Source organism: Microbispora sp. NPDC049125 (assembly GCF_040802045.1).
In the GTDB taxonomy this organism is placed as follows: domain Bacteria; phylum Actinomycetota; class Actinomycetes; order Streptosporangiales; family Streptosporangiaceae; genus Microbispora.
Genome location: NZ_JBEZDW010000046.1, coordinates 23648 through 46059 on the forward strand (window position 1 = coordinate 23648; position 22412 = coordinate 46059).

At 70.6% G+C, this 22412-nt stretch carries 20 protein-coding genes; 3 read left to right on the top strand and 17 right to left on the bottom strand.

Annotation, left to right across the window (positions count from 1 at the left end):
- Positions 1 to 225 precede the first annotated feature (225 nt).
- The 4 genes from AB0B72_RS35125 to AB0B72_RS35140 are packed head-to-tail and all read right to left on the bottom strand — an operon-like array spanning position 226 to position 4322.
- The gene (locus tag AB0B72_RS35125) at positions 226 to 1113 is read right to left on the bottom strand and encodes a carbohydrate ABC transporter permease (protein ID WP_367743781.1); all 888 of its coding nucleotides are present in this window, start codon (positions 1111 to 1113) and stop codon (positions 226 to 228) included.
- 10 nt (positions 1114 to 1123) lie between these two features.
- A complete protein-coding gene (locus AB0B72_RS35130; RefSeq protein WP_367743782.1) occupies positions 1124 to 2095 on the bottom strand; it encodes an ABC transporter permease in 972 nt (323 codons plus the stop codon).
- 56 nt (positions 2096 to 2151) lie between these two features.
- A complete protein-coding gene (locus tag AB0B72_RS35135; protein WP_367743783.1) occupies positions 2152 to 3702 on the bottom strand; it encodes an extracellular solute-binding protein in 1551 nt (516 codons plus the stop codon).
- Positions 3702 to 4322 (bottom strand): YesL family protein, encoded by a 621-nt coding sequence (locus AB0B72_RS35140; protein WP_367743784.1) that lies wholly within the window; start codon positions 4320 to 4322, stop codon positions 3702 to 3704. Before AB0B72_RS35140 ends, AB0B72_RS35135 begins: the two co-directional genes overlap by 1 nt.
- Positions 4323 to 5463: 1141 nt before the next feature.
- Between AB0B72_RS35140 and AB0B72_RS35145 the strand changes: the two genes are divergently transcribed.
- The gene (locus AB0B72_RS35145; protein ID WP_367743785.1) at positions 5464 to 6735 is read left to right on the top strand and encodes a Gfo/Idh/MocA family protein; all 1272 of its coding nucleotides are present in this window, start codon (positions 5464 to 5466) and stop codon (positions 6733 to 6735) included.
- Between the two features lie 38 nt (positions 6736 to 6773).
- On the opposite strand, the gene AB0B72_RS35150 is transcribed toward AB0B72_RS35145, so the two are convergent.
- The 6 genes from AB0B72_RS35150 to AB0B72_RS35175 all read right to left on the bottom strand — a co-directional run bounded on the left by AB0B72_RS35150 (position 6774) and on the right by AB0B72_RS35175 (position 13970).
- Positions 6774 to 7706 carry a GlxA family transcriptional regulator gene (locus AB0B72_RS35150; protein ID WP_367743787.1) on the bottom strand — a complete coding sequence of 311 codons (933 nt, stop codon included), beginning with the start codon at positions 7704 to 7706 and terminating at the stop codon, positions 6774 to 6776.
- A gap of 7 nt (positions 7707 to 7713) precedes the next feature.
- Entirely contained in the window at positions 7714 to 8295 is a 582-nt protein-coding gene (locus tag AB0B72_RS35155; RefSeq protein ID WP_367743788.1) for a cysteine hydrolase family protein, read from the bottom strand.
- 163 nt (positions 8296 to 8458) lie between these two features.
- Positions 8459 to 9382, bottom strand: coding sequence for a carbohydrate ABC transporter permease (locus AB0B72_RS35160; RefSeq protein ID WP_367743789.1), 924 nt, complete (start codon positions 9380 to 9382; stop codon positions 8459 to 8461).
- Positions 9379 to 10266, bottom strand: a complete 888-nt coding sequence (locus AB0B72_RS35165; protein WP_367743790.1) for a carbohydrate ABC transporter permease — start codon at positions 10264 to 10266, stop codon at positions 9379 to 9381. Before AB0B72_RS35165 ends, AB0B72_RS35160 begins: the two co-directional genes overlap by 4 nt.
- Positions 10267 to 10298: 32 nt before the next feature.
- Complete coding sequence (locus AB0B72_RS35170) at positions 10299 to 11672, bottom strand: ABC transporter substrate-binding protein (protein ID WP_367743791.1); 1374 nt, start codon at positions 11670 to 11672, stop codon at positions 10299 to 10301.
- A gap of 729 nt (positions 11673 to 12401) precedes the next feature.
- Positions 12402 to 13970: an FAD-dependent monooxygenase gene (locus tag AB0B72_RS35175; RefSeq protein WP_367743792.1), complete on the bottom strand. Its 1569-nt coding sequence runs from the start codon at positions 13968 to 13970 to the stop codon at positions 12402 to 12404.
- 57 nt (positions 13971 to 14027) lie between these two features.
- Between AB0B72_RS35175 and AB0B72_RS35180 the strand changes: the two genes are divergently transcribed.
- Positions 14028 to 14726 carry a TetR/AcrR family transcriptional regulator gene (locus tag AB0B72_RS35180; RefSeq protein WP_367743793.1) on the top strand — a complete coding sequence of 233 codons (699 nt, stop codon included), beginning with the start codon at positions 14028 to 14030 and terminating at the stop codon, positions 14724 to 14726.
- Here AB0B72_RS35180 and AB0B72_RS35185 read toward each other — a convergent pair.
- Genes AB0B72_RS35185 through AB0B72_RS35195 form a run of 3 tightly spaced genes read right to left on the bottom strand, consistent with a single transcriptional unit; the run spans position 14671 to position 17776 of the window.
- The gene (locus AB0B72_RS35185; RefSeq protein WP_367743794.1) at positions 14671 to 16500 is read right to left on the bottom strand and encodes an FtsX-like permease family protein; all 1830 of its coding nucleotides are present in this window, start codon (positions 16498 to 16500) and stop codon (positions 14671 to 14673) included. The genes AB0B72_RS35180 and AB0B72_RS35185 overlap by 56 nt on opposite strands.
- A 5-nt stretch (positions 16501 to 16505) precedes the next feature.
- Positions 16506 to 17252: an ABC transporter ATP-binding protein gene (locus AB0B72_RS35190; RefSeq protein WP_367743795.1), complete on the bottom strand. Its 747-nt coding sequence runs from the start codon at positions 17250 to 17252 to the stop codon at positions 16506 to 16508.
- Positions 17249 to 17776: a PadR family transcriptional regulator gene (locus AB0B72_RS35195; protein ID WP_367743796.1), complete on the bottom strand. Its 528-nt coding sequence runs from the start codon at positions 17774 to 17776 to the stop codon at positions 17249 to 17251. Before AB0B72_RS35195 ends, AB0B72_RS35190 begins: the two co-directional genes overlap by 4 nt.
- A 131-nt stretch (positions 17777 to 17907) precedes the next feature.
- Between AB0B72_RS35195 and AB0B72_RS35200 the strand changes: the two genes are divergently transcribed.
- Positions 17908 to 18030, top strand: a complete 123-nt coding sequence (locus tag AB0B72_RS35200; protein WP_367743798.1) for a hypothetical protein — start codon at positions 17908 to 17910, stop codon at positions 18028 to 18030.
- Between the two features lie 99 nt (positions 18031 to 18129).
- Here the strand turns inward: AB0B72_RS35200 and AB0B72_RS35205 are convergent, their stop codons facing one another.
- The 4 genes from AB0B72_RS35205 to AB0B72_RS35220 are packed head-to-tail and all read right to left on the bottom strand — an operon-like array spanning position 18130 to position 22410.
- On the bottom strand, positions 18130 to 19257 hold the full coding sequence (locus AB0B72_RS35205) for an MSMEG_0565 family glycosyltransferase (protein ID WP_367743817.1): 1128 nt from the start codon (positions 19255 to 19257) through the stop codon (positions 18130 to 18132).
- A complete protein-coding gene (locus AB0B72_RS35210; RefSeq protein ID WP_367743799.1) occupies positions 19254 to 20087 on the bottom strand; it encodes a carbon-nitrogen hydrolase family protein in 834 nt (277 codons plus the stop codon). Before AB0B72_RS35210 ends, AB0B72_RS35205 begins: the two co-directional genes overlap by 4 nt.
- A complete protein-coding gene (locus AB0B72_RS35215) occupies positions 20084 to 20941 on the bottom strand; it encodes a carbon-nitrogen hydrolase family protein (protein ID WP_367743800.1) in 858 nt (285 codons plus the stop codon). Before AB0B72_RS35215 ends, AB0B72_RS35210 begins: the two co-directional genes overlap by 4 nt.
- Entirely contained in the window at positions 20938 to 22410 is a 1473-nt protein-coding gene (locus AB0B72_RS35220; RefSeq protein WP_367743801.1) for an MSMEG_0567/sll0787 family protein, read from the bottom strand. Before AB0B72_RS35220 ends, AB0B72_RS35215 begins: the two co-directional genes overlap by 4 nt.
- Positions 22411 to 22412: the final 2 nt, after the last annotated feature.

Below are 22412 nucleotides of genomic sequence, written 5' to 3' on the forward strand. Positions count from 1 at the left end.
ACAGGTGAACGCGTAACTGCTTTCGAATTCGACTTTGGGCCGCATGGTGACGTCCATGCCGGAATCGGTGAGCTGACCGTGACGTGCTCCCGTTTCCCCAGGTTAAGCAGCAGGTGTCCGCCGTGGCGGGATGTGCCGTGGCGTGTCGCCGCGGAAGGCCGGCCCGCAGGTCCTGGGGGGCGCCGATCTCGCCGGCGGGACGTCCCTCCAGCCGGCGCGGCCGCGTCACTCCTTGACCGACCCGATCAGGACACCCTTGGCGAAGTGCTTCTGCAGGAAGGGGTAGAAGAACAGGATCGGCAGCGTGGCGATGACCACGACGGCGAACTTCATGCCCTCCACCGGGAAGAAGACGGAGTCGAGCGTGCTCAGGGCGTTCTCCGCGTTGGCGCCGGTCAGCTGACGGACGATCACCTGGAGGGTCCACTTGCTGTTGTCGTCGATGTACAGCAGCGGCGACATGTAGTCGTTCCAGATGGCCACGGCGTAGAAGAGGGAGAACGTGGCGATGATCGGCTTGGACAGCGGCATCACGATCCTCCAGAAGACGCCCAGCTCGCTGCAGCCGTCGATGCGGGCCGCCTCCTCCAGCGCCTGGGGGAGCTCCTGGAAGAAGCTCTTGACGATGATCAGATAGAACGGGTTGACGGCCAGGGGGAGGATCAGCGCCCAGTAGGTGTCCAGCAGGCCCAGGTCGCGTACCACCAGGTAGGTCGGGATCAGGCCGCCGCTGAAGACGAGCGTGAAGATGACCAGGTTCAGCACCAGCGCACGGCCGGGCAGGTACCGCTTGGCCAGCGGGTAGGCCATGGTGAAGGTCAGCATGACCTGGACCACCGTGCCCACGGCCGTCACGCACACGGTGGTGACGAGCGCGCGCATGAGGGTGTCGGTCCGGAAGAAGTACTCGTAGGTGCTGGTGACGAACTTCTCCGGCCACAGGAAGAACGGCCGTGTGGCGATCTCCGACTCGCCGGCGAACGACCCGGCCACGACGTAGAGCAGCGGCAGCACGGTGATCAGCGTCAGCCCCAGGAGCAGGATGACGTTGAGCACGTCGAAGATCCGGCTGCCGCGGGAGCCGTAGTTCTTCACCGATTGCTGGGGGGACATGCCGGGCTCCCTAGAACAGTCCGCGCTGACCGAGGCGCTTGGCCAGCCAGTTGCAGCCGAAGATCAGCACGACGCCGGCGACGCCTTTGAACAGGCCCACGGCGGTGGCGTAGCTGTAGCCGCCCTGCGTGATGCCCACGTAGTACACGAAGGTGTCGAACACGTCGGCGACCGAGCGGTTGAGCGAGTTGGTCATCAGCCAGATCTGCTCGAAGCTGGCGTCCAGCAGGTGGCCCGAGGTGAGGATGGCCATGACGACGATGGTGGGCTGGATCGCCGGCAGCGTGACGTGCCAGAACTGCCGCCATCGTCCCGCGCCGTCCATGCGGGCGGCCTCGTACAGGTCGGGGTTCACGCCCGCCAGCGCGGCCAGATAGATGATCGTGCCCCAGCCGGTCGACTTCCACAGCGTCTGCATGACGATGATGGGCCGGAACCACTGGGCCTGGGCGACGTAGTCCACCTTGGCGCCGCCGGCGACGCCGTGGATCCAGTTCGCGATCACCCCGTAGTCCACCGACAGCAGCAGGTACGTCAGGGACGCGACGATCGTCCAGGACAGGAAGTGCGGGATGTAGATGAGCGACTGGATCGAGCGTTTGAGGACGTTCAGCCGCAGCTCGTTCAGCAGGAGGGCGACGATGATCGGCGCGGGGAACGCGAAGACGATCGTCAGGAGCGCGAGGATCAGCGTGTTGCCGAGCAGGCGGCCGAAGTCGGGCCCGGTGAACAGCTCCTCGAAGTGCTTGAGGCCCACCCACTCGCTGCCGCCGTAGCCCAGGAACGGGACGAAGTCCTGGAAGGCGATGGTCAGGCCGTGCATCGGGAGGTATTTGAAGATGACGAAGTAGGCGAGACCGGGCAGGAGCATCAGGTAGAGCCAGCGATAGCGCAGCAGCGCGGTGCGCAGGGGCAGCCTCTCGCGGCGCGCGGGCTTGGTGGGGACCGCCTTGACCGGAGGCGGCGCCAGGTCGGTGGCCACAGCGGCCCCCTTTCGTGCCAGAGGACCCGGGACATCGTCCCGGGCCGGCTCGCGGGTCAGTTGCCCGCCTTGGACACCAGGCTCTGCAGCTCGGCGACGACCTGGGTGCCGCCGCTGTCGTACCAGCGCTTGATCTCGGCCCTGAGCTGCTCCTCGGTGATCTGGCCCGCCAGGTACTTGACCCGGGCGTCGGACACGATGGGGTGCAGCGTCGCGCCCTTGGCCGTCAGGGTGTTCGAGATGTACGGCAGCGTCGGGTCGTGCACCGCTGTCTGCAGGTCGAGCGTCTCCAGCTCCTTGCGGAGCTTGAGGTTGTCCTGCTCGGCCTTGGACGCCGGCCTGAACTCGTAGGCGTCGCCGTTCACGCCGACGCTGGCCGAGGTGCCCATCTGGATGAAGCCGTAGTCGACGTCGTTGTTGAGCGTCTTGATCGCGGGGTCGGTCTCGTTGATCCGGACGGCGTAGCCGTCCTCGACCTTGATGTTGCGCCCGACGATGCCGTTGGTGAGCAGGATCGCGCCGTCCTTGGACGCCAGCCGGTCGAGGGCCTTGAGCGTGTCGTCGAGCTGCGCCTCGGTCCTGATGTTCTGCTTGGAGATCGCCAGGACGCCGTTGTAGCCGGTGAAGGGCAGGGAGAACTTCTGCCCGTCCGGGCGCGACAGGTTGCCGGTCATCGCGAGCTTGCCGGTGTAGCCGTCCGGGTCCGCCTCCTTGAGGAGGTTGTACAGCTGGGTGGCGCGGACGTTGACGTCGATGATGATGCCGCCCTTGCCCTGGACGAACGGCTCGTTCCACTTGACGCTGTCGAGGGTGGCGAAGTCGGGGTTGACCAGGCCCTCGTCGATCATCTTCTTGAGGTAGCGGTTGGCCTCGAAGAACTCCGGGGTGTCGAACTCGGGGACGAGCCTGCCGCCGCGCATGCCGTAGCCGTTCGGCGCGCCGAACCAGACGTCGACGGCGTTGTACGGGCTGGACGAGTTGAAGACGGGGGTCGGCCACTTCGGGATGATGAGGCCGTAGGTGTCCTTCTTGCCGTTGCCGTCCGGGTCCTTCTCGGTGAAGGCCTTGGCGATGTCGTAGAGGTCGTCGGTGGTCTTGGGCAGCTGCAGCCCGAGCTTGTCGAGCCAGTCCTTGCGCAGCAGCACCGCCGAGCGCAGCAGCGGCCGGATCCGGTAGATGCCGTAGTTCTTGCCGTTGATCGATGAGTTGAGCCGGGTCTGCTCGTTCTTGGGCTTCAGGTTGGGGTACTTGTCCAGCTTGTCGGTCAGGTCCCAGAACGCCCCGGCTTCGGCGGCCTTGACGAACGACGGGCTCTTCTGGTCCTGGACCACCATGACATCCGGGATCCTGTCCGAGGCCAGCGTGACGTTGGTCTTGTCGCCGTAGTCGGCGTTGGGCACCCAAGTGATCTTGAGCTTCTTGCCGGCCAGCTTCTCGACGGCCTTCTGCATCTCACCGCTGGGGTTGGGAGCCGTGCCGAACAACGGGACCATCATGGTCAGCTCGTCGCTCCTGGCCTGTTCCCCGCCGCTGGAACAGGCGGACGCGAGAAGTGCGGTGGTCAACGCGAACACACCGGCGGCGAGCCGGCGGGGGGTTGTGTTCATCAGTCGCCTTTCGGATGCAGGCGCGCCTCGTTCTCCGCGAAGAAGCGCAGGCAGAGCCAGGTGTTCAACTGGATCCAGCCGCCCACGGCGAGCGTGAGCGCGAGAATCGGGAGCGACGAGGCCGCGAACATCACCGCCGCCAGGGCGAACAGCAGCAGAAGCGACGACGCGGGGCGGGTGAGCGCGAACAGCGACGCCTTGGGCAGGTACGCGCGGGGCCGCAGGTCGTAGTGGACGTACATGGGCAGCAGGTAGGCGGCGACGACGACCAGCGCGACCAGCGCCGCGTAGGTCGTCAGCCGGAGCGCCGCCGTCCCCGGCCCGAGGGCGGTGAAGTACAGGAAGTTGCCGAACAGGACGATGGCCGCCGCCGCCAGGGGCAGCACCAGGAGCGAGCCGCGGACGAACTCCCGCCGGTAGACGGCGGTGAACTCGGTCCAGACGGCGAACGATTCACCCATCGCATGCCGCCGCGCCAGCGTGTACGCCGCCACGGTGGCCGGGCCGACGCCCAGGACCACGCCGCCGAGGAGGGTGAAGGCGATCCACAGGAGGTTCAGCCGGGCCGCCCACAGCAGCTCGTCGCAGACCGTGTAGAGCCTGATCGACCAGGCGGTCATCGTGTGCCGCCGCTCCGGCTGGGCGATTGTGCGGAAGTGTGAGATTGCACCGGGATTCCTGCCCTGTTAAAAGCGGGTGAACGGCGATCGGTGGTGCGAAGGTAATGTTGAATCGTGTCAAAAGTCAACACGGCGAAACCCCCGAGATTTGCGTACTGTCAAATCATTGACGCCTTTATCGGCATCACTCCGGCCGGTCGCGCGATGGCTCGCCGCCCCGATGTCCGTCCCCGATGAAGGTGCCGCCGCAGCCCGAAAGTCGGCCCCGGTGCCAATCGTCTGCTGAACGGCGTGAAATGTTCAGAGACGTTCGCCCGCGAGGGCGCGGGCGGCCGGCTGGCCCGGATCGGGACGCCGTGCCGCGTGAGGAGCCTGGCGGCCCGCGAGTGCGGGTCCGGGCGCCCTGCGGCGGCTCACCTTCCATGCCCGTCTCCTTGGCTGAACGCTCGCCGGAGTCCTGTACGGTGACGGCCTCGCCGGTGGCGTGGACGCCTCCCGCGGAACCTGGGCGGGGACGTGGTGGTGTGGTCCGCGCCCGGTGCTCCCAGGAGGGCCGCGCGCCTCATGTGCCGGTGCGACGTCCCCGGCCCGGGCTGCTCCGCGTTCCCGTCGCCGCCATAGACATCAAGAGCCCTCCTCGGGACGCTGTGCTCCGTCCTGCGCCGGCCGGCGCCCGACCGCCGAGCCCGTGTTACGGGGATTAAAACGTTCTTCTCACAACTCCGCAAGACCCAAGAGAGGTCTGGGTCCGGGTCCGCGGCGAAGGGCCTGCGGGCCGCGCTCGGGGAAGGCCGCTCGCGTCATGCGGGGGGAACGCCGAGGGGGAATCCGCGCTGACCGGGAGCCGCCGGAGCCTTCTGTTCACTCCGGCCGGCCCAATGGGAAAAGCCCTCATCGGCCCCGTCCGATTTCCGGAGTCCCCGAATTCGGACGGCTCCGCAATTCACGCGGGCGCCGAGTGCGAATATGTGACGGCGGCCACTGCTCTGTGCGACGTGTTTCGCCGGGCCGGACAATTCCCGGCGTCCGGCGACACGGCACCGGGTTGACGTGACTTTCCCGGCTGCTATAGGAAGGCGCTGTCCGTTCGCGATTCACCGGAGGGGTCCATAATGTCGCATGAGCCCTGCCGGAAGGTCGCATGAGGTACGCGTTCGTCGGGCTCGGCCACCGCGCGGAGCTGTACGTCGGCGCGCTGCTCGGCGAGTGGGCCGACGCCGGGGAGATCGTCGCCCTGTGCGACGTCAACCGGACCAGGATGGCCTACTACGCCGAGCGGATCGGCCGGGACGTTCCCTGTTTCGCGCCCGAGGAGTTCGGCGAGCTGCTGGAGATCGCCGACGCCGTCGTGGTGACCACCGTGGACGCCGCCCACGCCGGCTACGTGTGCGCCGCCCTGGACGCCGGGCGCGACGTCATCGTGGAGAAGCCGCTCGCCACGACCGCCGAGGGGTGCGCCGCGATCGCCGCGGCGGCCGAGCGGAGCGACGGCAGGCTCGTCGTCACCTTCAACTACCGTTACGCTCCGCGCAACTCGGTGGTGCGGCGGCTCCTCATGGAGGGCGCCGTCGGTGCCGTGACCTCCGTCCACTTCGAGTGGACGCTGGACACCGTCCACGGGGCGGACTACTTCCGCCGCTGGCATCGCGACAAGGCCAACTCCGGCGGCCTGCTCGTTCACAAGTCCACCCACCACTTCGACCTGGTCAACTGGTGGCTGCGGGACGCCGCCGAGACGGTCTTCGCGCAGTCGGCCCTGCGGTTCTACGGCCCGGGCAACACTCCGGGCCCGCGTCCCTCCCGGGCCCACGGAGCCCCCCGGCTCGGCGCGGATCCGTTCCTGCTGGACATCTCCGCCGATCCGCGGCTCAAGCGGCTCTATCTGGACGCCGAGCACGAGGACGGCTACATCCGCGACCAGGACGTCTTCGGCGACGGCGTGACCATCGAGGACAACATGGCGGTCCTGGTCCGCTACGCCGGCGGCGCCATGCTGACCTACTCGCTCAACGCGCACTCCCCCTTCGAGGGGTACCGGGTGGCGTTCAACGGCACCGGGGGCCGCCTGGAGCTCGAGGTGGTGGAACGGGCCTGGACCCCGCCGCACGCCGCCGTCGACCCAACCGCGGCCGCGGGGGAGCTCGCCGCCGGCGCCTGGGAACGCCTCACCCTGCACCGTCACTGGCGCGAACCGGAGGACGTCCCGATCGGCGCTGGAGGCGGAGGCCACGGCGGCGGGGACGCCCTGCTGCTGAACGACCTCTTCCGCGGCCCCGGCGACGACCCGCTGGCCCGTCAGGCGGGCCACCTCGACGGCGTCCGCAGCGTCCTGGTCGGCGTCGCCGCCGACTCCTCGGCCCGCGACGGCGTCCCCGTCCGCCTGACCGCCGGAGGCACGCGGCTGGCGGGATGACCGCGTGACGGGCATGGGGCCCGGAGTCCGGGGCCTCCTCATCCCCGGCCGGAGCCGGGCACCGTCTCGTCCGCGCGGGCTCGGAGACGGCGGAGCATGCGGGCGTCCTGGAACCCGACCGCGCGGGCGGCGGACTCCACCGTGTAGCCGCGGCCGATGAGGTGCTCGGCGCGCTCCACCCGGAGTGTCTGCTGGTAGCGCAGCGGCGTCATCCCGGTCGCCTCGCCGAAGATCCTCGTCAGGGTGCGGGGGCTGACGCCGGAGGCGGCGGCGAGGCGTGCCAGGGTCAGCCGCTCGGTGAAGCGGGCGTCGATCAGGTCCTGGGCCCGGTGCGCCACGTCGCTCAGGTGCGAGCGGTACCGCATGGCGCCCGCCTGCCGTTCGTCGCCGTTGCGCCGGGTGTACACCACCATCTCGCGGGCGATGCTCGCGGCTGTGCCGGGCCCATGGCGTACGGCGACGAGGTGCAGCGCGAGATCGATGCCGCTGGCGATGCCGGCCGAGGTCACCACCCTGTCGTCCTCGACGAACAGCACGTTGCGCACCACGGTCGCCGTGCGGTAGCGGCGGGCCAGCTCGTCCTGCAGCCCGTGGTGAGTGGTGCAGCGCCTGCCGTCGAGCAGCCCGGCCCGGCCGAGCGCGTCCGCTCCCGCGCAGACACTGGCCACGGTGCCGCCCGCCGCGTGATGTTCGCGGAGACGGCGGACGGTGTCCGGGGTGATCCGGGGGCTGTCGCGGAACGTCGGCCCCCGCCAGCCCGGCACCACGACCAGGTCGCCGGCGTCCAGCTCGGGCCAGGTGAGCCGGGCCCGGACCGGCAGGCCCTGCGCGGTGGGGACGTCCTCCCGCTCACCCACGAAGCTCAGCTCGTAGCCGAGGCCGAGATCGGCGGCGGTGGAGAACACCTGCGCCGGACCGGCGAGGTCCAGCAGGTGCAGCCGGGGCAGGAGCAGGAAGACGACTCGGGGCACGATCTGGTCAGCCTACCAAGGCCGCCGTGCCGGTGATGGAGGCGAACCGGCCGGCCAGGGCGTACTCCGTCCTGGCGATGATCTCCGCCACCTGCAGGGTCCTGGGGTCGGCGAGGATCTCCTCCACCGTGCGGTCCTGCGGCGCGTCGCGGTGCGGGATCGGGAAGGTGGCGGTGGCGTCGGTGACGAACGTGACGTCGAACCCGAGGTCGGCGGCCAGGCGGGTGGTCGTCTCGCAGCACTGCTCGGTCTGGATGCCGCAGACGACCAGATCCCGGATGCCCCGCATGGTGAGGATCTGCTGCAGATTGGTCGTGGTGAACGCGTTGCGCGAGGTCTTGGTGAGCACCGGCTCGTCCTTCTCCGGCGTCAGGCCGTCCATCAGCCGGACGTGGCCCGACTCCGGATCGAAGACCGTGCCGCTGCCCGGCTCGCTGTGCAGCACCCAGACGACGAGGTCGCCCTGGTCCCGCGCCCAGCTCACCAGACGGTTCACCTGGCCCGCTATGCCGGGGTTGGACACGGCCCGCCAGGTGGGGCGCTGCCGGAAGGACTCCTGGACGTCGATGACGACGAGTGCGCGCTTCATGCCGTCAGCCTGCCGCCCGGGAGGCGGTGTCCGTAAGACACCATCGAGGCTGGGGGCGGAACGATCCGGTCAGGGATCCGTGGCCGAGCCCCTCCAGGACGACCCTGGCCGGTGTCTGCGTGCCCCCGGCGCTCAGGGGCACGCAGGCACCGGGGCGGTGCGGTCAGCCCTTGGTGGAGCCCAGGGAGAGGCCCGCGATGAACTGCTTCTGGAGTGCCACGTAGACGATGAGCGTCGGTATGGCCGCGATGAGGGCGGCCGCCGCGATCATGTTCTGGTTGCTGACGAACTGTCCCTGCAGGTTCGCCAGGGCCGAGGTGATCGGCCGCTTGTCGCCGCGCTGGATCAGCACGATGGCCCAGAAGAAGTCGTTGTAGATCCAGGTCGTGAGCAGCGTCGCCAGGGCCGCGAGCGCCGGCCGGCACAGGGGCAGGGTGAGCCGCCGGTACCGGATCCACAGCGACGCCCCGTCCACCACCGCCGCCTCGTAGATCTCATGGGGGATCGACTTCATGTAGTTGCTGAGCACGAAGACGCAGAAGCCGAGCTGGAAACAGACGTTGATCAGGATGAGGCCGGCGTAGGAGTTGTAGAGCAGGCCGTTCTCGCTGACCCACTCCGGCACAGGGATCAGCAGGTAGAGCCGGTAGAGCGGGGTGATGATCACCTGCTGGGGCAGCAGGTTCCCCGCGGTGAACAGGATCAGCAGGGCCACGTTGAACCTGAAGGGCACCCTGGTGAGCACGAAGGCCACGCACGAGGCCAGGAACAGCGTGACGATCACGGCGGGGACCGTGATGATGACCGAGTTCAGGAAGTACTGCTGCATGTCCGACTGGACCCACGCCCCCGTGAAGTTGCCGAGCGTGAGCCCGTGGGGGAGCGAGAAGTACCCGTTCTTCGCCGTGTCCTCGACCGGCCGGAGGGACACGTACAGGGCGAAGACGATCGGCACGATCCACAGCACGGTCATCGTGATCATGAAGACCAGCGCCGCCACCCGTGCCGGGCGGCGCGTCTTCTTCACCCGCCCGCTGCCCGCGAGGGCCACGGCCGGCGCCGCGGGCGATCTGACCTGTGCCGTCATCGCCGTGCCTCCCGCCTGAACGTCTGGTACAGGAAAACCGAGATCGGTACGAGGGAGATGACCAGCAGCACGACGCCGAGCGAGGAGCCGTACCCGATGCGGGTCTGCTCGCCCAGGATGTTCTGCGTCACCAGGATCGACAGCAACTCCAGGCCGGGCAGCACCGGGCCGTGGCTGTTGATGTAGACCAGGTCGTACGCCCGGAGGGACTCGATCAGCGTGACCACCAGGATGACGATGTTGATCGGCTTCATCACCGGGAACACCACGCGGAAGAACGTCTGCCAGGCGTTGGACCCGTCCATGAGCGCCGCCTCGCGCAGGGACGGATCGACCGCCTTGAGCCCGGCGAGGTAGAGGATCATCACGTAGCCCGCCTGCCGCCAGCAGGCCTCCACCAGCACCGCCCACAGGTTCAGGTGGGGGTCTCCGAGCCAGTTGACGAGGTTGCTGTCCTGGTTGTGCCCGGTGATGGTGTTGATGAGGCCGTAGTTGGGCGAGTAGATGAGCTCCCAGATGATCCCGATCAGTGCCAGGGAGAGCATCACGGGGAGGAACAGCACGCTCTGGTAGATGCGACTGCCCTGGATGTTCCGGTCGATGACGACCGCGAACAGCATCCCCAGGGGCGTGGCGAAGCAGACGAAGACCAGCAGCCAGACGGCGTTGTGCTCGACGGCCGGCCAGAACTGCGGGTCGACCGTCGCCGCGATGCGGTAGTTCTCCACGCCGTACGGCTTGATCTGGTCGAAGCCGCCGATGCCGTTCCACCGCGTGAAGGACAGCGCGACCGACGACAGCGCGGGGAACCAGATGAACGCGAGGTCCGCCAGCACCGGGACGCCGAGCATGAGACCGACGATCAGCCGGTCGCGCGGGGACATGCCCCGCGCCCGGGGTCGTGAGTGTACGGCCATCAGTTCGTGAAGATCGTCTTCGCCTGCGCCTCGATGCTGTCCTGCAGCGACTTGATGCCTCCCGTGCTGGGGTCGTTGATGAACTTCTGGATCGAGGGGATCATGACGTTGCTGGCGAAGCCGGGGTCGGTGTCGCGGTCCATGAACTGGGAGACCGCCTTGCACTTGGAGATGACGTCGACCGACTTCTTCTGGATGTCGTTGTAGGTGGGGATGGTCGCGCCGTTGGCGAGGGCCACGTCCCACTGGTCGGTCTTCAGGAAGGTCGCCTCGGCCTCGGCGGTGCCGAGATACTCCAGCACCTTCTTCGCGGGCGCGACGCTGTCCTCCTTGGCGTTCTTGGCGAGGCAGAACCCGTCGGTCGGCGCGTCCATGTAGTCCTGGCCGAACTGCGGGTTGATCGCCGGGAACGGGAAGAAGTCGAGGTCGTCGAGGTCCTTGCCGTCGGTGACGTACTGGGCGGCCACCTGGTTGGTGCCCTGGAACATCAGGCCGGCCTTCTTGCTCTCCAGCGTCTTGACCGCGTCCTGCCAGATGCGGCCGGTGGAGCCGGGCTGGGCGTACGGCAGCATCTCGGCCCACTGCGTGAACACCTGGGTGACCCTCGGGTCGGTCCAGGGGACCTCGTGCTTCATCAGCTGGATGTGGAAGTCGTACCCGTTGATCCGCAGGTTGAGAATGTCGAAGGTGCCGAGCGCCGGCCACCCGTCCTTGTCCGCGAACGCGAGGGGCGTGAGCCCGTCGCTCTTCATCTTCTTGAGCAGGGCCATGTAGTCGTCCCAGGTGGTCGGGACCTCATAGCCCTTCTCCTTGAACGTGCTCTTGTTGTAGAAGACGACCCACGGATAGTTGTAGATGGGGACGAAGTAGAACTTGCCGTCGAGTCCCTTCGACAGCGACTGGGCGGCCGGGCCGAAATTGGCACCGATCTTCTGCCACACGTCGTCGATGGGCTCGATGAGCCCCTGCTGGGCGAAGAACTGCATGCGGTATCCGGCGAACCAGGTGAACAGGGCGTCCGGCGTGGCCTGCAGGTATGAGTTGATGTTGTTCTGGAAGGTGTTGTGGTCGACGGTGTTTATCTTGATGTCGGTGCCGGTCTTCTGGCCCGCCGCCTGGGTGAGCGCCGCGAACGCGTCCTTGGGGGCGGGGTCGGAGTAGTTCGACCCGAAGGTCACCGAGCCGGCGCCCGCGCCCGCGCCCGCGCCGGACGAGCCGGAGCTGCTGGGCGTGGTGGACGTGCCGCAGGCAGTGAGGAGACCGGCGGGGAACGCGGTCGCGCCGAGAGTGACGGCGAGGCCCTTGAGCACGGAGCGGCGGCTCGTCGGCATCGCGGCGGCGCTCGAGGACTGGGGGGTGACGCGATGGGACATGACGGCTCCCGAATAGGGGCGAGAATCAGCTTGTCTGAACATAATTCAACAAGTGCGATCAGAGTTAAATCGTCGCCGTGTGGGATCGTCAAGGCGTGGCGCGTCTCGTTTGAGTCACGCCCAGCTCTATGCCGGATGAGAGTGGTAAACCGTCCTCTGCGTCCATATCGCGAAATAGTGATCGCTTGTTGGATTTTCCCTCAATGGTGAATCGTAGCCAGATGGACGCGCAGTGCGATCGGCGCTCCTTCCGGCCCTTTCCGCCGGTACGCCGGCCGCCGGTCCCGATGAACGGCGTGCGCCGAAATCCCACATGGTCCATCGGCCGGCGCATGATCATAAGTCGGGCGATGAAGCCGGAATAATTATTATGTGCGAGCCGTAATTCGCAGCAAAAGTCTCGGCAATGCACACAGAATGACGTGATCCACCACAGTCGACCGCGAGCCGCGGCCCCGGGGCTTCGTGGCCTGCGAGCTTCGATGAGGCGCCGTGCCGCGCGCGTGCCATCGCCTCAGGGGACGCCGTCCGCGAGGCGGCGGGCGATCACCGGGGCTCCGAGGACGGCGACTTCAGGATGACACGGGCGAGGGGCGATATGTCCCATATTCCGAGAACAGCTTCACGGCGTCAGCCCGAGGCCCGCGGCCCGGTCGAACGGCGGGTCCGCGGCCCAGTCGAGCGGCCCAGTCGAGCGGCGCAGTCGAGCGGCCCGGTCGAGCGGCCCGGTCAAACGGCGTGGCTGTGGGCCTGAACGGTGGCGGCGGCCAGCGCGGACAGCATCTGCGCCTGCGCGCCGGGTTCGTCCGGCCCCGGCGTCGCCTGCCCCCGCCAGGCCACGTGTCCGTCGGGCCGGACGAGGACCGCGCCCGCCGGGGTGACGCCGTAGAGGGCGGGCCAGCCGGGATCGCGGATCACGTGGCTGTCGACGGGCACGCCGAGCGTGCGGGACGCGCTTTCGGCGGCCGCCCGCCAGAGGCCGCCCGGGGCCGCGGTCAGCAGGACGACGTGCCGGTCGAACAGGTCGATGGTGGACACGGATCCGCCGTCGAGCCACAGGTGCGGGGCGCGGCGGCCCGGGGCGGCGGTGGGGTGATAGTCGGCGCCGGGGGGGTCGGCGTCGGGGCCGCCGTCCGGCGTGATGGCACAGGAGCGGTACTGGTACCCCATGTCGATCTGGGCGAGGCTACGCCCGGCGAACGGAGCCCCGGTCGTGCCGAACACCCGCGACCAGGCCGCGCCGGTCTCGTCGGCGTTGCGTCTCCCGACGGGTGCGCGCTCCTCCGCGTAGGTGTCCAGCAGAGCCTCACCCGCGTGAGCGTGCAGGACGGCGGCGATCTTCCAGGCGAGATTGTGCGCGTCGTGCATCGCGGCGCTCACGCCGGTGGCCCCGGCGGGCGGGAACCTGTGCGCGGCGTCGCCGATGAGGAAGACCGGCCCAAGGGCGTAGTGCGCGGCCGTCTGCGCCGCGGCGGTCCAGCGATTCGAACCGAGGATCTCGGCTTCCAGGTCCGGGACGCCGAGCACGTCCCGGACCGTCGTCGCGGGATCCCGCTCCGCGGCCGCATCCCCGGAGTCGGGGACGCTGATGATCCACCGGTGGTCGGGATGCGTCCAGATCAGCGCAGCTCCGGTGCCGGTGAGGAAGTAGATCCCGCGTGGGCGGTCTCCGGTGAAACCGGTCAGATCCGCCCGGAAGGCGATCATGTGCTGCCTGCCCAGGTCGTCGGGGCCGTCCATGGCGATGCCGAGCCGCCGGCGGATGCCGCTGCGGGCGCCGTCGGCCGCGATCATCCAGCGGGCTCTGACCCGGTCGCGGCGCCCGGACGCCTGGTCCACGAGCGTCGCCTCGACGCCCGCGCCGGTCGTCTCGAACGACTCCAGCGCGGCGCCGGCCCTGAGGTGGGCGACGGTGTGGCCGCGGGCGTGCTCGCGCAACACGGATTCGAACACGTCCTGAGAGACCGACAGTCCCTCACACGGGCTGACACCGGGTTCGGCCGTCGCGCCGGGGACATCTTCGCGTAGCGGGGGGCCGGTCAGCCGTTCCTGCCAGCACGCGCCGGGGGTGATCGGCAACTCCACCGCGCGCAGGTCCGGCTCGACGCCGCACACCCGCAGGATCTCCATGGCCCTGGCGTGCACGCCGCGTGCTCGCGGCAGCGGCGACGTGGCGACGCGCTTGTCGACCAGGAGCGACTCGACGCCGTGCCGCGACAGCAGCAGCGAGGCCGTGAGCCCTGCCGGGCCGCCGCCGACGATCAGCACCGGCACCTCGACGGCATCCGATTGCATCATACTGAGACTCCACTCGTCATAGTGAAACTATGATTGCCAGAGTGGTACCGTCCTGGCGTGGATGTCAAGGGACAGCGCCTCACGCATCGGCAGCGGCAGGCCATGGCCACCAAGGAGCAGGTCGCCGCCGCGGCCCGTGAGCTGTTCGCCGCGCGAGGCTACGTCGCGACCACCGTCGCCGCGATCGCCGAGGCCGCCGACATACCGGTGCAGACGATCTACTCCGCGTTCGGCGGCAAGGCCAAGATCCTGCAGACCGCCGCGTGGAGCGTGATCGGCACCCTCGACGTCGACCGCCACCATGCGCAAGCCCTCGCGCAGCCCGATCCGGAGCAGGGCCTGCGCCTGGCCGCGCGCATCCAGCGCCGCCAGTTCGAGGTGATGTACGACATCATCGTCATCTACCAGGAGGCCGCGCGTACCGATCCGGACATCGCCGGAGACCTGCAGATGATCATGGGTAACCGGGAACGGGCCTTCCGCCGCCACATCGAGGCCATCGCCCCGCATCTGCTCCCGGGGGTCGGCGTCGGCGATGCCGTGGACGTCTACCTCGCGCTCGTGCTGCCCGAGATCTACCGCACCCTGGTCCTGGAACGGGGCTGGCCCGCCGACCGGTACGAGACCTGGCTCGCAGACAACCTCATCCGCCAGTTGCTGTCCCCGAAGGACGACGTCCCCGGGGATCAGCGAGCTCGGCTCACAGAATCTCGGTCACGGGACGGCGGCCGCCGAGGCGGGCGGGAACGGAGGTGAGCGCCGCCACGACGAGCACGGTCGCCGGCACCAGCGCGAGCAACTGCCAGAGCGAGGGGAGCGGAGCCCTGCCGCCGTCGCCGCCGGTGATCGCGTTTATCGCGGCGAACAGTGCGAAGCCTCCCGGGAAGACGCCCAAGATGCCGCCGGCGAGAGCGGGCAGCACCTGCGCGGCCGCCATGGCCGCACTCACATCACGAGGGGTCGCGCCGAGGGCGCGCGCCAGCGCCGACGAATGCCGGGTGTCGAGCACCGTCGCCCAGGTGATGACGACGGCGTTGACCGCCGCCAGGCAGAGCAGTATGACCGTCCAGACCAGGAGCACGTGGCGCAGCACCCCCACCTGGGCGTCGTCGTATCCGCCGGCGAGCGGCTGGGTGCCGAGGAAGGCGTTGAGCACCAGTGCGACGAAGATCCCGCTGACCGTGATCGCGATGCTGACCACAGCCAGCAGGACCCGCCGCGGCCGGCGGGCGGCCACCCGCAGGGCGAGAAGCAGCGGGACGGGCAGTCTCGCCGAGATCGCGATCAGCCAGTCGATGCGGCGGGGCGGGCGTGCGGAGTCGGCCAGCGCGTCGACGGTGCTGGAGCGGGCGGCGCGCACGGCCGGAACGAGGGTGGCGGCCACCGCGACCCCGAGCGCCACCGCGGTCACCGAAGCGGCCGTGGACACGGTCATCGGCGGCGTGCCCGCGCTGCCGATGAGGCCGGCGGTGGACTCGGTGAGCAACGGAGCGGTCAGCGTCCCGGCCGCCAGCCCGGCCGCCGCCGCGACGACGGCCACGAGGACATACTCCGCGAGCAGCACGGCGGCGACCAGGCCCGGTGTGCCGCCGACCGCCTTGAGGAGTCCGACACGTCTGGTCTGATCGGCCATCCGGCCGCCGACCAGCACAGAAAGGCTCGCTACGGCGAGCAGGCCGAGCAGCCAGGCCCCGATCAGCAGAAGGATCTGGGAGTCTCCGGCCAGCTCGGTGGCGTCTTCGAGGATGTCTCCCCAGGGCCGCACGGTCAGTCCGCCGCCGTCCTCTCCGTGGTTCGCTGCGGCGAACGCCTGGGCCCCATCCGGGTCGGACAGCTTCAGGTTCATCACGTAGGCCAGGGAGCCCGGATCAGGAGTCAGGCTCCGCGCATCCGCCTGGGCGAGCCAGACCAGGCCGGGATTGCGGAGCAACCCCGGAGGCAACCCGGCGCCGGCCCGATCGTCGGGAACCGCCCCGTTCATGCAGGGGACGATGCAGGACGCCTTCGGGTAGGGCGGCATGGCGGCGCTGACCGCCACGCCGACGACCTCGAACGACCGGCCGTCCAGGGTGACCGTGTCACCGACGTGCACATCGAGCGCGCCGGCGAACGCGGCCTCGACCACCACACCGCCGTCCCTGACCCAGCCGCCCTGCGTCAGCTTGGGCTGGTCGACCGGGGCGGTGGCGGTGTCGCGGCCCACGGCCTGCACATCCGACGTACGGCCCGATGCCTGAAGTTTCGCCGGGGCGACCGGGTACGGCCCGCTGTGGCCGGCGACGCCGGGAGCGCCGGCCAGTTCCTCGAGACCGGAAAGCCGCGCGGGCCCGCCGACGCTGGCGACCACGTCCGGTCCGCTGGTCGCCTCCCGCGTGCTCTGGTACGGATCGCCGGCCGCGTCCCGCAGGACGAGCCCGAGCGTCAACGTCGTGGTGGCCGTCATTACGGCGAGCAGCAGAAGCGCGGCCTCGGCGCGGCGCCGCCGGAGGTCGCGTACGGCGAGGCGGCCCACGAGCAGGATGCGGCCCATCACCCTCAGTCCTCCAGCCCGGCGAGGGCGCCGAGCCGCCCGGTGGTGCCACCGGTCAGCCTGGTCTCGTCCACGAACGCGCCGTCGCGCATCGAGATCAGGCGGTCTGCGGTGGCCGCGATCCTCGCGTCGTGGGTGACGATGACCAGCGTCTGCCCGGATTCGTGCAGGCCGTCGAAGAGCTGGAGGACGTCCAGGGTGGCGGCGCTGTCCAGATTGCCGGTCGGTTCGTCGGCGAGGACGACCAGCGGTTCGTTGCTCAGCGCCCGGGCGACGGCGACCCGCTGCCGCTGGCCGCCGGACAGCGCGGAGGGCAGGAACCGCGCCCGGCCGGCGAGCCCGACCTGCTCCAGCAGCTCCTCCGCGCGCCGTCTGGCGGCCCGTGGCGACCGCCCGGCCAGAAGCGCCGACAACTCGACGTTCTCCACGGCGGTGAGCTCCTCCATCAGGTGAAACGACTGGAAGACGAAGCCGACGGCGTTCCGCCGCATCCGGGCCAGGGCCTTCTCGCCGATGTCGTCGATGCGGCGGCCGTTCAGCGACACCTCTCCGCCCGAGGGCCGGTCGAGCCCCCCGAGCAGGTGCAGCAGCGTCGACTTCCCGCAGCCGCTGGGGCCCATGATCGCCACCGTCTCACCGGCGCCGACGTCGAGATCGACCCCGTCGACGGCGCGGACCAGCCCTTCCCCCTTGCCGTACTCCTTTCGCACCCCGCGGGCGCGAAGCACGGGCGTGTCGGCGGCATCGCTCACGATCCACTCCTTCGGTGGGTCCAGTTCTTCTCACATGCCTCAAGCCACCGCAGGTCCGCCTGAAGCCGGAGCACGATGCCCTCCAGCAACAGCGCCGCGTCCGAGTGGTGCGGCTCGGCCATGGCGGCGCGCTGGGCGTCACGCAGCCGGCGCAGCAGCTCGCGGCGCTGGGTGTCGACGATGGTGAGCGGGTCGGCCAGCCGGGCTGACGCGGCCGCGATCAGCTTGAGATGGAACTCCGCGAGGTCAGGCCGCGGCCAGCTCACCTCGGCGATCCACTCGGCGACCCGCTGCTGTCCGTCGGGGGTGAGCGCGTACACCTTGCGATCCGACCGGTCGGCGCCGTCGGCGGACGTCTCGACCGCCAGCAGGCCCGCCTTCTCCAGCCGGGTGAGCGTGACGTAGACCTGCCCGTCGTTCATCGCGTCACCGAGAGGGCCGAGCGCGTCCCGCAGCCGCGCGCGCAGCTGGTAGCCGTGCGAAGGCTCCTTGGCCAGCATCGCCAGCACCACTTCCTGCCGCATGGGGCCCTCCCTCTAACCGTTAGCCCCTATATCTAACGGTTATCCCCATCCGTGGCAAGTCCCCGCCATCACAGACGCGGTGACGCCGCGGCCGGCGAAGCCGGTGGAGGTTGCGTGCGGCAGGGCGCGCGATGAACAAGAACGCCGTGGAGCTCAAGCTGTTCAGGGCCGTCTGCTCCGGTGATGTGGGGCTCGCGTCCGCGCGGAAGGCGATCGCGAAGGACTGGCCCGCGTTGAAGAAGGTCGGCCTGTGACCCCGAACCCCGAGCCCTGCACCGTCAAAGCCGGAACCCCGGACGCGCGGCCCCGATGGCCGCCACCCGCGGTGTAGGGCTCAATCCCGGTGCGGCCCTTCAATCCCGGCGCGGCACCGTGGACCGGCGTCGTGAAGCGATGAGGGCGTGGTAGAAGGCCAGGTGCCGTTCGGCCGCCGCCTGCCAGGTGTGGCGGGAGGCGAGCGCCCGGCCCGCGGCGAGCCGCCGCGGGTCGGGGCGGTCCATGGCCCTGCCCAGCTCGGCGGCGAGCGCGGCCGGCGTGCCGGCGAAGAGCGCGGCCGTCCCGAAGACCTCGCGCAGGACGGGCAGGTCGCGCACGACGAGCGGCACCCCGGCCGCGAGGGCCTCCATGGCCGCGAGGCCGAATCCCTCCTTGGTGGACGGGAAGGCGAACGCCGAGGCGGCGGCCACGAGCGAGGGCAACTCGTCGTCGGGCACCGGGCCCAGGACGACGGGCTCGACGCCGAGCTGTGCGGCGCGGCGATCGAAGGCGGCGCGGTAGTCGCGGTAGTCGAACAGCGTCTCCCCTCCGGCGACGACCAGGCTCACGCCGGGATCCCGCTCACGCAGCAGCGCGTAGGCGTCGAGCAGGTCGAGGGACCCCTTGCGGGGCTCGATGCCGCCGACCGTGAGGACATAGCGGCCCAGGCGCGACAGCCACCGGCCGCGCCCGGCGCCGTCCGAGGCGGCGGCCGCGAAGCGCCCGGCCGCGACCCCGTTGGGGATGACCTCCGCCTGGACTCCCCATCCGCCGGCGAGCTCGGCGGCCACCGCCCTGGACACGCAGACATGGGCGTACGGCCGGGTGATGGCGCGTTCGTGGCAGGCGGCCAGCTCGGGAGTCGTGAAGTGGTCGATGTGGTGCACCGTGCGGACGCAGGGGCCGGCGGCGTTGGCGCTGATGCAGTCTTGCGCGTGCACGACGTCGTAGCCGCCGGGGTCGAACGCGGCCCGGAGGGCGTCGATGGAGCGCAGCACCCGCTCGCCGACGCTCTCGCCGGGCACGTCGGGCAGCTGCACCACGCGCAGCCGCACGCCGGGGTCGACCGGGCGGAAGAAGCCGGTGTCGCCGCCGCGGCCGAGCGTCCAGACGGTGACGTCCTGACCGGTCGCCGCCAGGGCCTCGGCAAGCGCGAGGGTGTGGACGACACCGCCGCGCGGCTTGGTGGAGTAGGTGAGCAGGGCGATCGACAGCGGCGCGTTCAGGGCTTCTCCCGGTAGGCGTCGGGGCGGAGCTCGTCGAGATGGCGCAGTACGCGCCGGGCCCGGTCGATCTCGGCGCCGACGTCGATCTCGCCGACGGCCAGGCCCGCCTTGGCCCAGGTGCGGGCCAGGATGTCGCCGCCGGGGCCCACGACCTTCGCCTGCCCGAGGAAGCGCATCCCGCCCATGGCGCCCGTCTGGTTGGACGACGCGAGCACCACCTGGTTCTCGGCGGCGCGGGCCTGGTCGTACAGGTCGAACAGCTTGGCCTGGCGGTCCTGGGCGATTCGCGGCGCCCGGTTGGTGATGCTGGTGGGCCAGGCGGACAGGCAGGCGAGGATCTGCGCGCCGTCCAGCGCGAGGGATCGGGCCGACTCAGGGAAGGTCTTGTCGTAGTCGATGAGCATCCCGATCCGGCCGGCCGGGGTGTCGAAGGCGTCGAAGCGGTCGCCGGGGGTGTACGCGGCCACCTCCCCGGCGGGCAGGTGGACCTTGCGGTGACGGCCGAGCACCCCGTCGCCGCTGACGCACACCGCGGCGTTGTAGCGGGCGGGGCCGTCCGCCTCGCAGTAGCCGAAGCACACGACCATCGGCCCGGCCAGCCGCGCGACCCGCAGGATGAGGGGGTCGTCGGGGCCGAGCGCGGGCGGCAGCGCGTCGGGGTCGGGATGGCGCAGGTCCGCGAGGTAGCCGCCGAGGGCCGCGTCCGGCAGGACCAGCAGCCCGGCCCCCGACTCGCGTGCGTCGTCGATGAGCTTGGCGATGCGCGCGAGGTCGAACTCCAGGTCGCGGCCGAAGTGGGCGGCCGCGGCCGCGATCCGGATCGTGCTCATGCGGTGAGCGCTCCAGCGGGGTACGCCAGGCCCGGGTAGGCGTCGGGGCGCCGGTCGCGCAGGTGGCCCATGGACCGCCGGGCCGTCTCCAGGGCGAGGCGTACGTCGATCTCGGCGACGGCCATCCCGGCGGCGACCCCGGTTTCGGCGAGGATCTCCCCGCCGGGATCGACGACCTTCGCGCTGCCGACGAAGCGCAGCGCCCCGAACACGCCGGAGTGGTTGGCCGAAAGCCAGACCATCTGGTTCTCCAGGGCCCTGGCCCGGTCGAACAGGTCGAACCGGCGCTTCCACCGGTCCTGGGTCAGATCCGCCACGGTGTTGGTGCGGGCCGCCGGCCACGCCGACACGCACACCCCGATCTCGGCGCCGTCAAGCGCCAGGGCGCGCGCCGACTCGGGGAACGCCTTGTCGTAGCAGATCATCATGCCGATCCTGCCGACCGGGGTGTCGAAGGCGTGGAAGCCGTCGCCGCTGGCGTAGCTGTCGTTCTCGGCCAGCGGCTGATGCACCTTGCGGTGGTTGCCGAGGACGCCGTCGCCGCTGACGCACACGACGCTGTTGTAGCGCAGGCCGTCCGCCGCCTCGCAGTAGCCGGCGACCACCACCATGCCGGCGGCCAGGGAGGACAGCCGGCGGATCTCCGGGCCGTCCAGGGCGAGCGGGGGCGGCCCGGCGTCACCCGCCTCGCCGTCCAGGCTGAGCAGGTAGCCGCCCAGGCACGCCTCCGGCAGTGCCAGCAGCCGGACGCCGTCCGCCCGGGCCTTCTCGATCAGCCGTGCGGCGAGGTCGAAGTCGGTCTCCAGGTCGCGGCCGAACTCCGCCGCGACCGCCGCCATGCGCAGCGCGCTCATGCGGTCCCCATTCCGGTCCCCATTCCGGTCCCCATTCCGGTCCCCATTCCGGTCACCGTGGAGGTGACAGCCTCGGTCAGTTCTCCGTCGGGCCAGCGGAGCGTCACGCCCCGTCCCGCGGTCAGCTCTCCGCACACCGCGGTCACCGCCGGCCCGGCGGGCGGAGCCGTACGGCCGGGCACGTCGGCGGTGAGCATCGCGAAGCCGGGGAAGCAGGTCAGCCAGTCGCCCATCGACGCCGCCTCAGGACGGGGGACCGCGGCCACGTCGAGCACGGCTCCGCAGCCGCTCGCCTCGGCGAGCATCCCGAGCGTCCCGGCGATCCCCGCCATCGAGACGTCCTTGGCCGCGGCCGGCCGGGCCGCCGCCACCGAGCCGATCATCGCGCGCAGCTCGTCCGGCGTGCGTCCGCTGGTGGAGTCCCACTGCCCGTGGTGGCCGGGCCGCCACCGGCCGCCCAGGTCGGCGGTGAGCCGGACGTGGTGTCCCGGCCTGCCGCCGCCCCCGGGCACCGGGTGAGCGGTGCGGCCGAGGGCCGTGACGGACAGGGCCGCCGGCACCCCTAGCTGGGTGTGCCCGCCCAGCACCGGCACGCCGTACGCGTCGCAGGCGCGCCGGAGACCGGCGAGGGTCCGCGCGACGTGCGCGGCGTCCCGGCCGGCGACGGCGTCGAGCAGCCCGACCGGGGTCGCCCCCATCGCGGCCAGGTCGTTGACGTTGACCAGGACGCCGCACCAGCCGGCCCACTCGGGGTCGCGCTCGACCATCGAGGGGACGATGGCGTCGCAGGCGGCCACTAGGTCCGACCCCGGGACGGGGGCGCCATCGTCGCCCACGAACCCGGCGCCTCCCGGCGCGAGCCCGGCGAGCAGCGGCCCCAGGGCCGATTTGACGGCCGCCGCCTGGGCGCCGATGCGGCCGATCGGCAGGCGCATGAGCAGGTGCGGCGTGCCGGCGACCGTCACGGGCCGGACGAGCCGCCACCCCAGCCGGGTGAACAGCCCCTGGCCGCGCGCCTGGACGGTCGCCTCGAAGCGCAGGACGCCCTCCGCCTCGGCGCGGGCGCACGCGGCCTGTACCAGCGCGGCGCCCACGCCCCACGAGCCGCGGGCGCCGGCCCGCACGACCAGGCGGCTGCCGCGCCACCAGCCCAGATCCGGGCCGTCCAGGGCGGGGCCGAGCCGGACGCCGCCCACGATCTCGCCGTCCCCGCCGCGCGCCACCAGGACGACGGTGCGCGGGTCGCCGTCGGCGTCGTCGAGGTCGCCGCCGCCGAACAGTCCCTGCTCGACCACGAACGCCTCGTGGCGCAGCCGCCGGTAGTCGCGAAGGGACCGCGGGTCGCCCGCCTCCTCGATCGTGAACGGCGGCGGCCGCCGGGGCGCGTTGCGGTCGCCGAGCAGGCGAAGGACGTCGCCGGTGGCGTCCTGATCCGAGGTTGCGGGTGGTCCGCCGTCCAGAAGGGGCACGC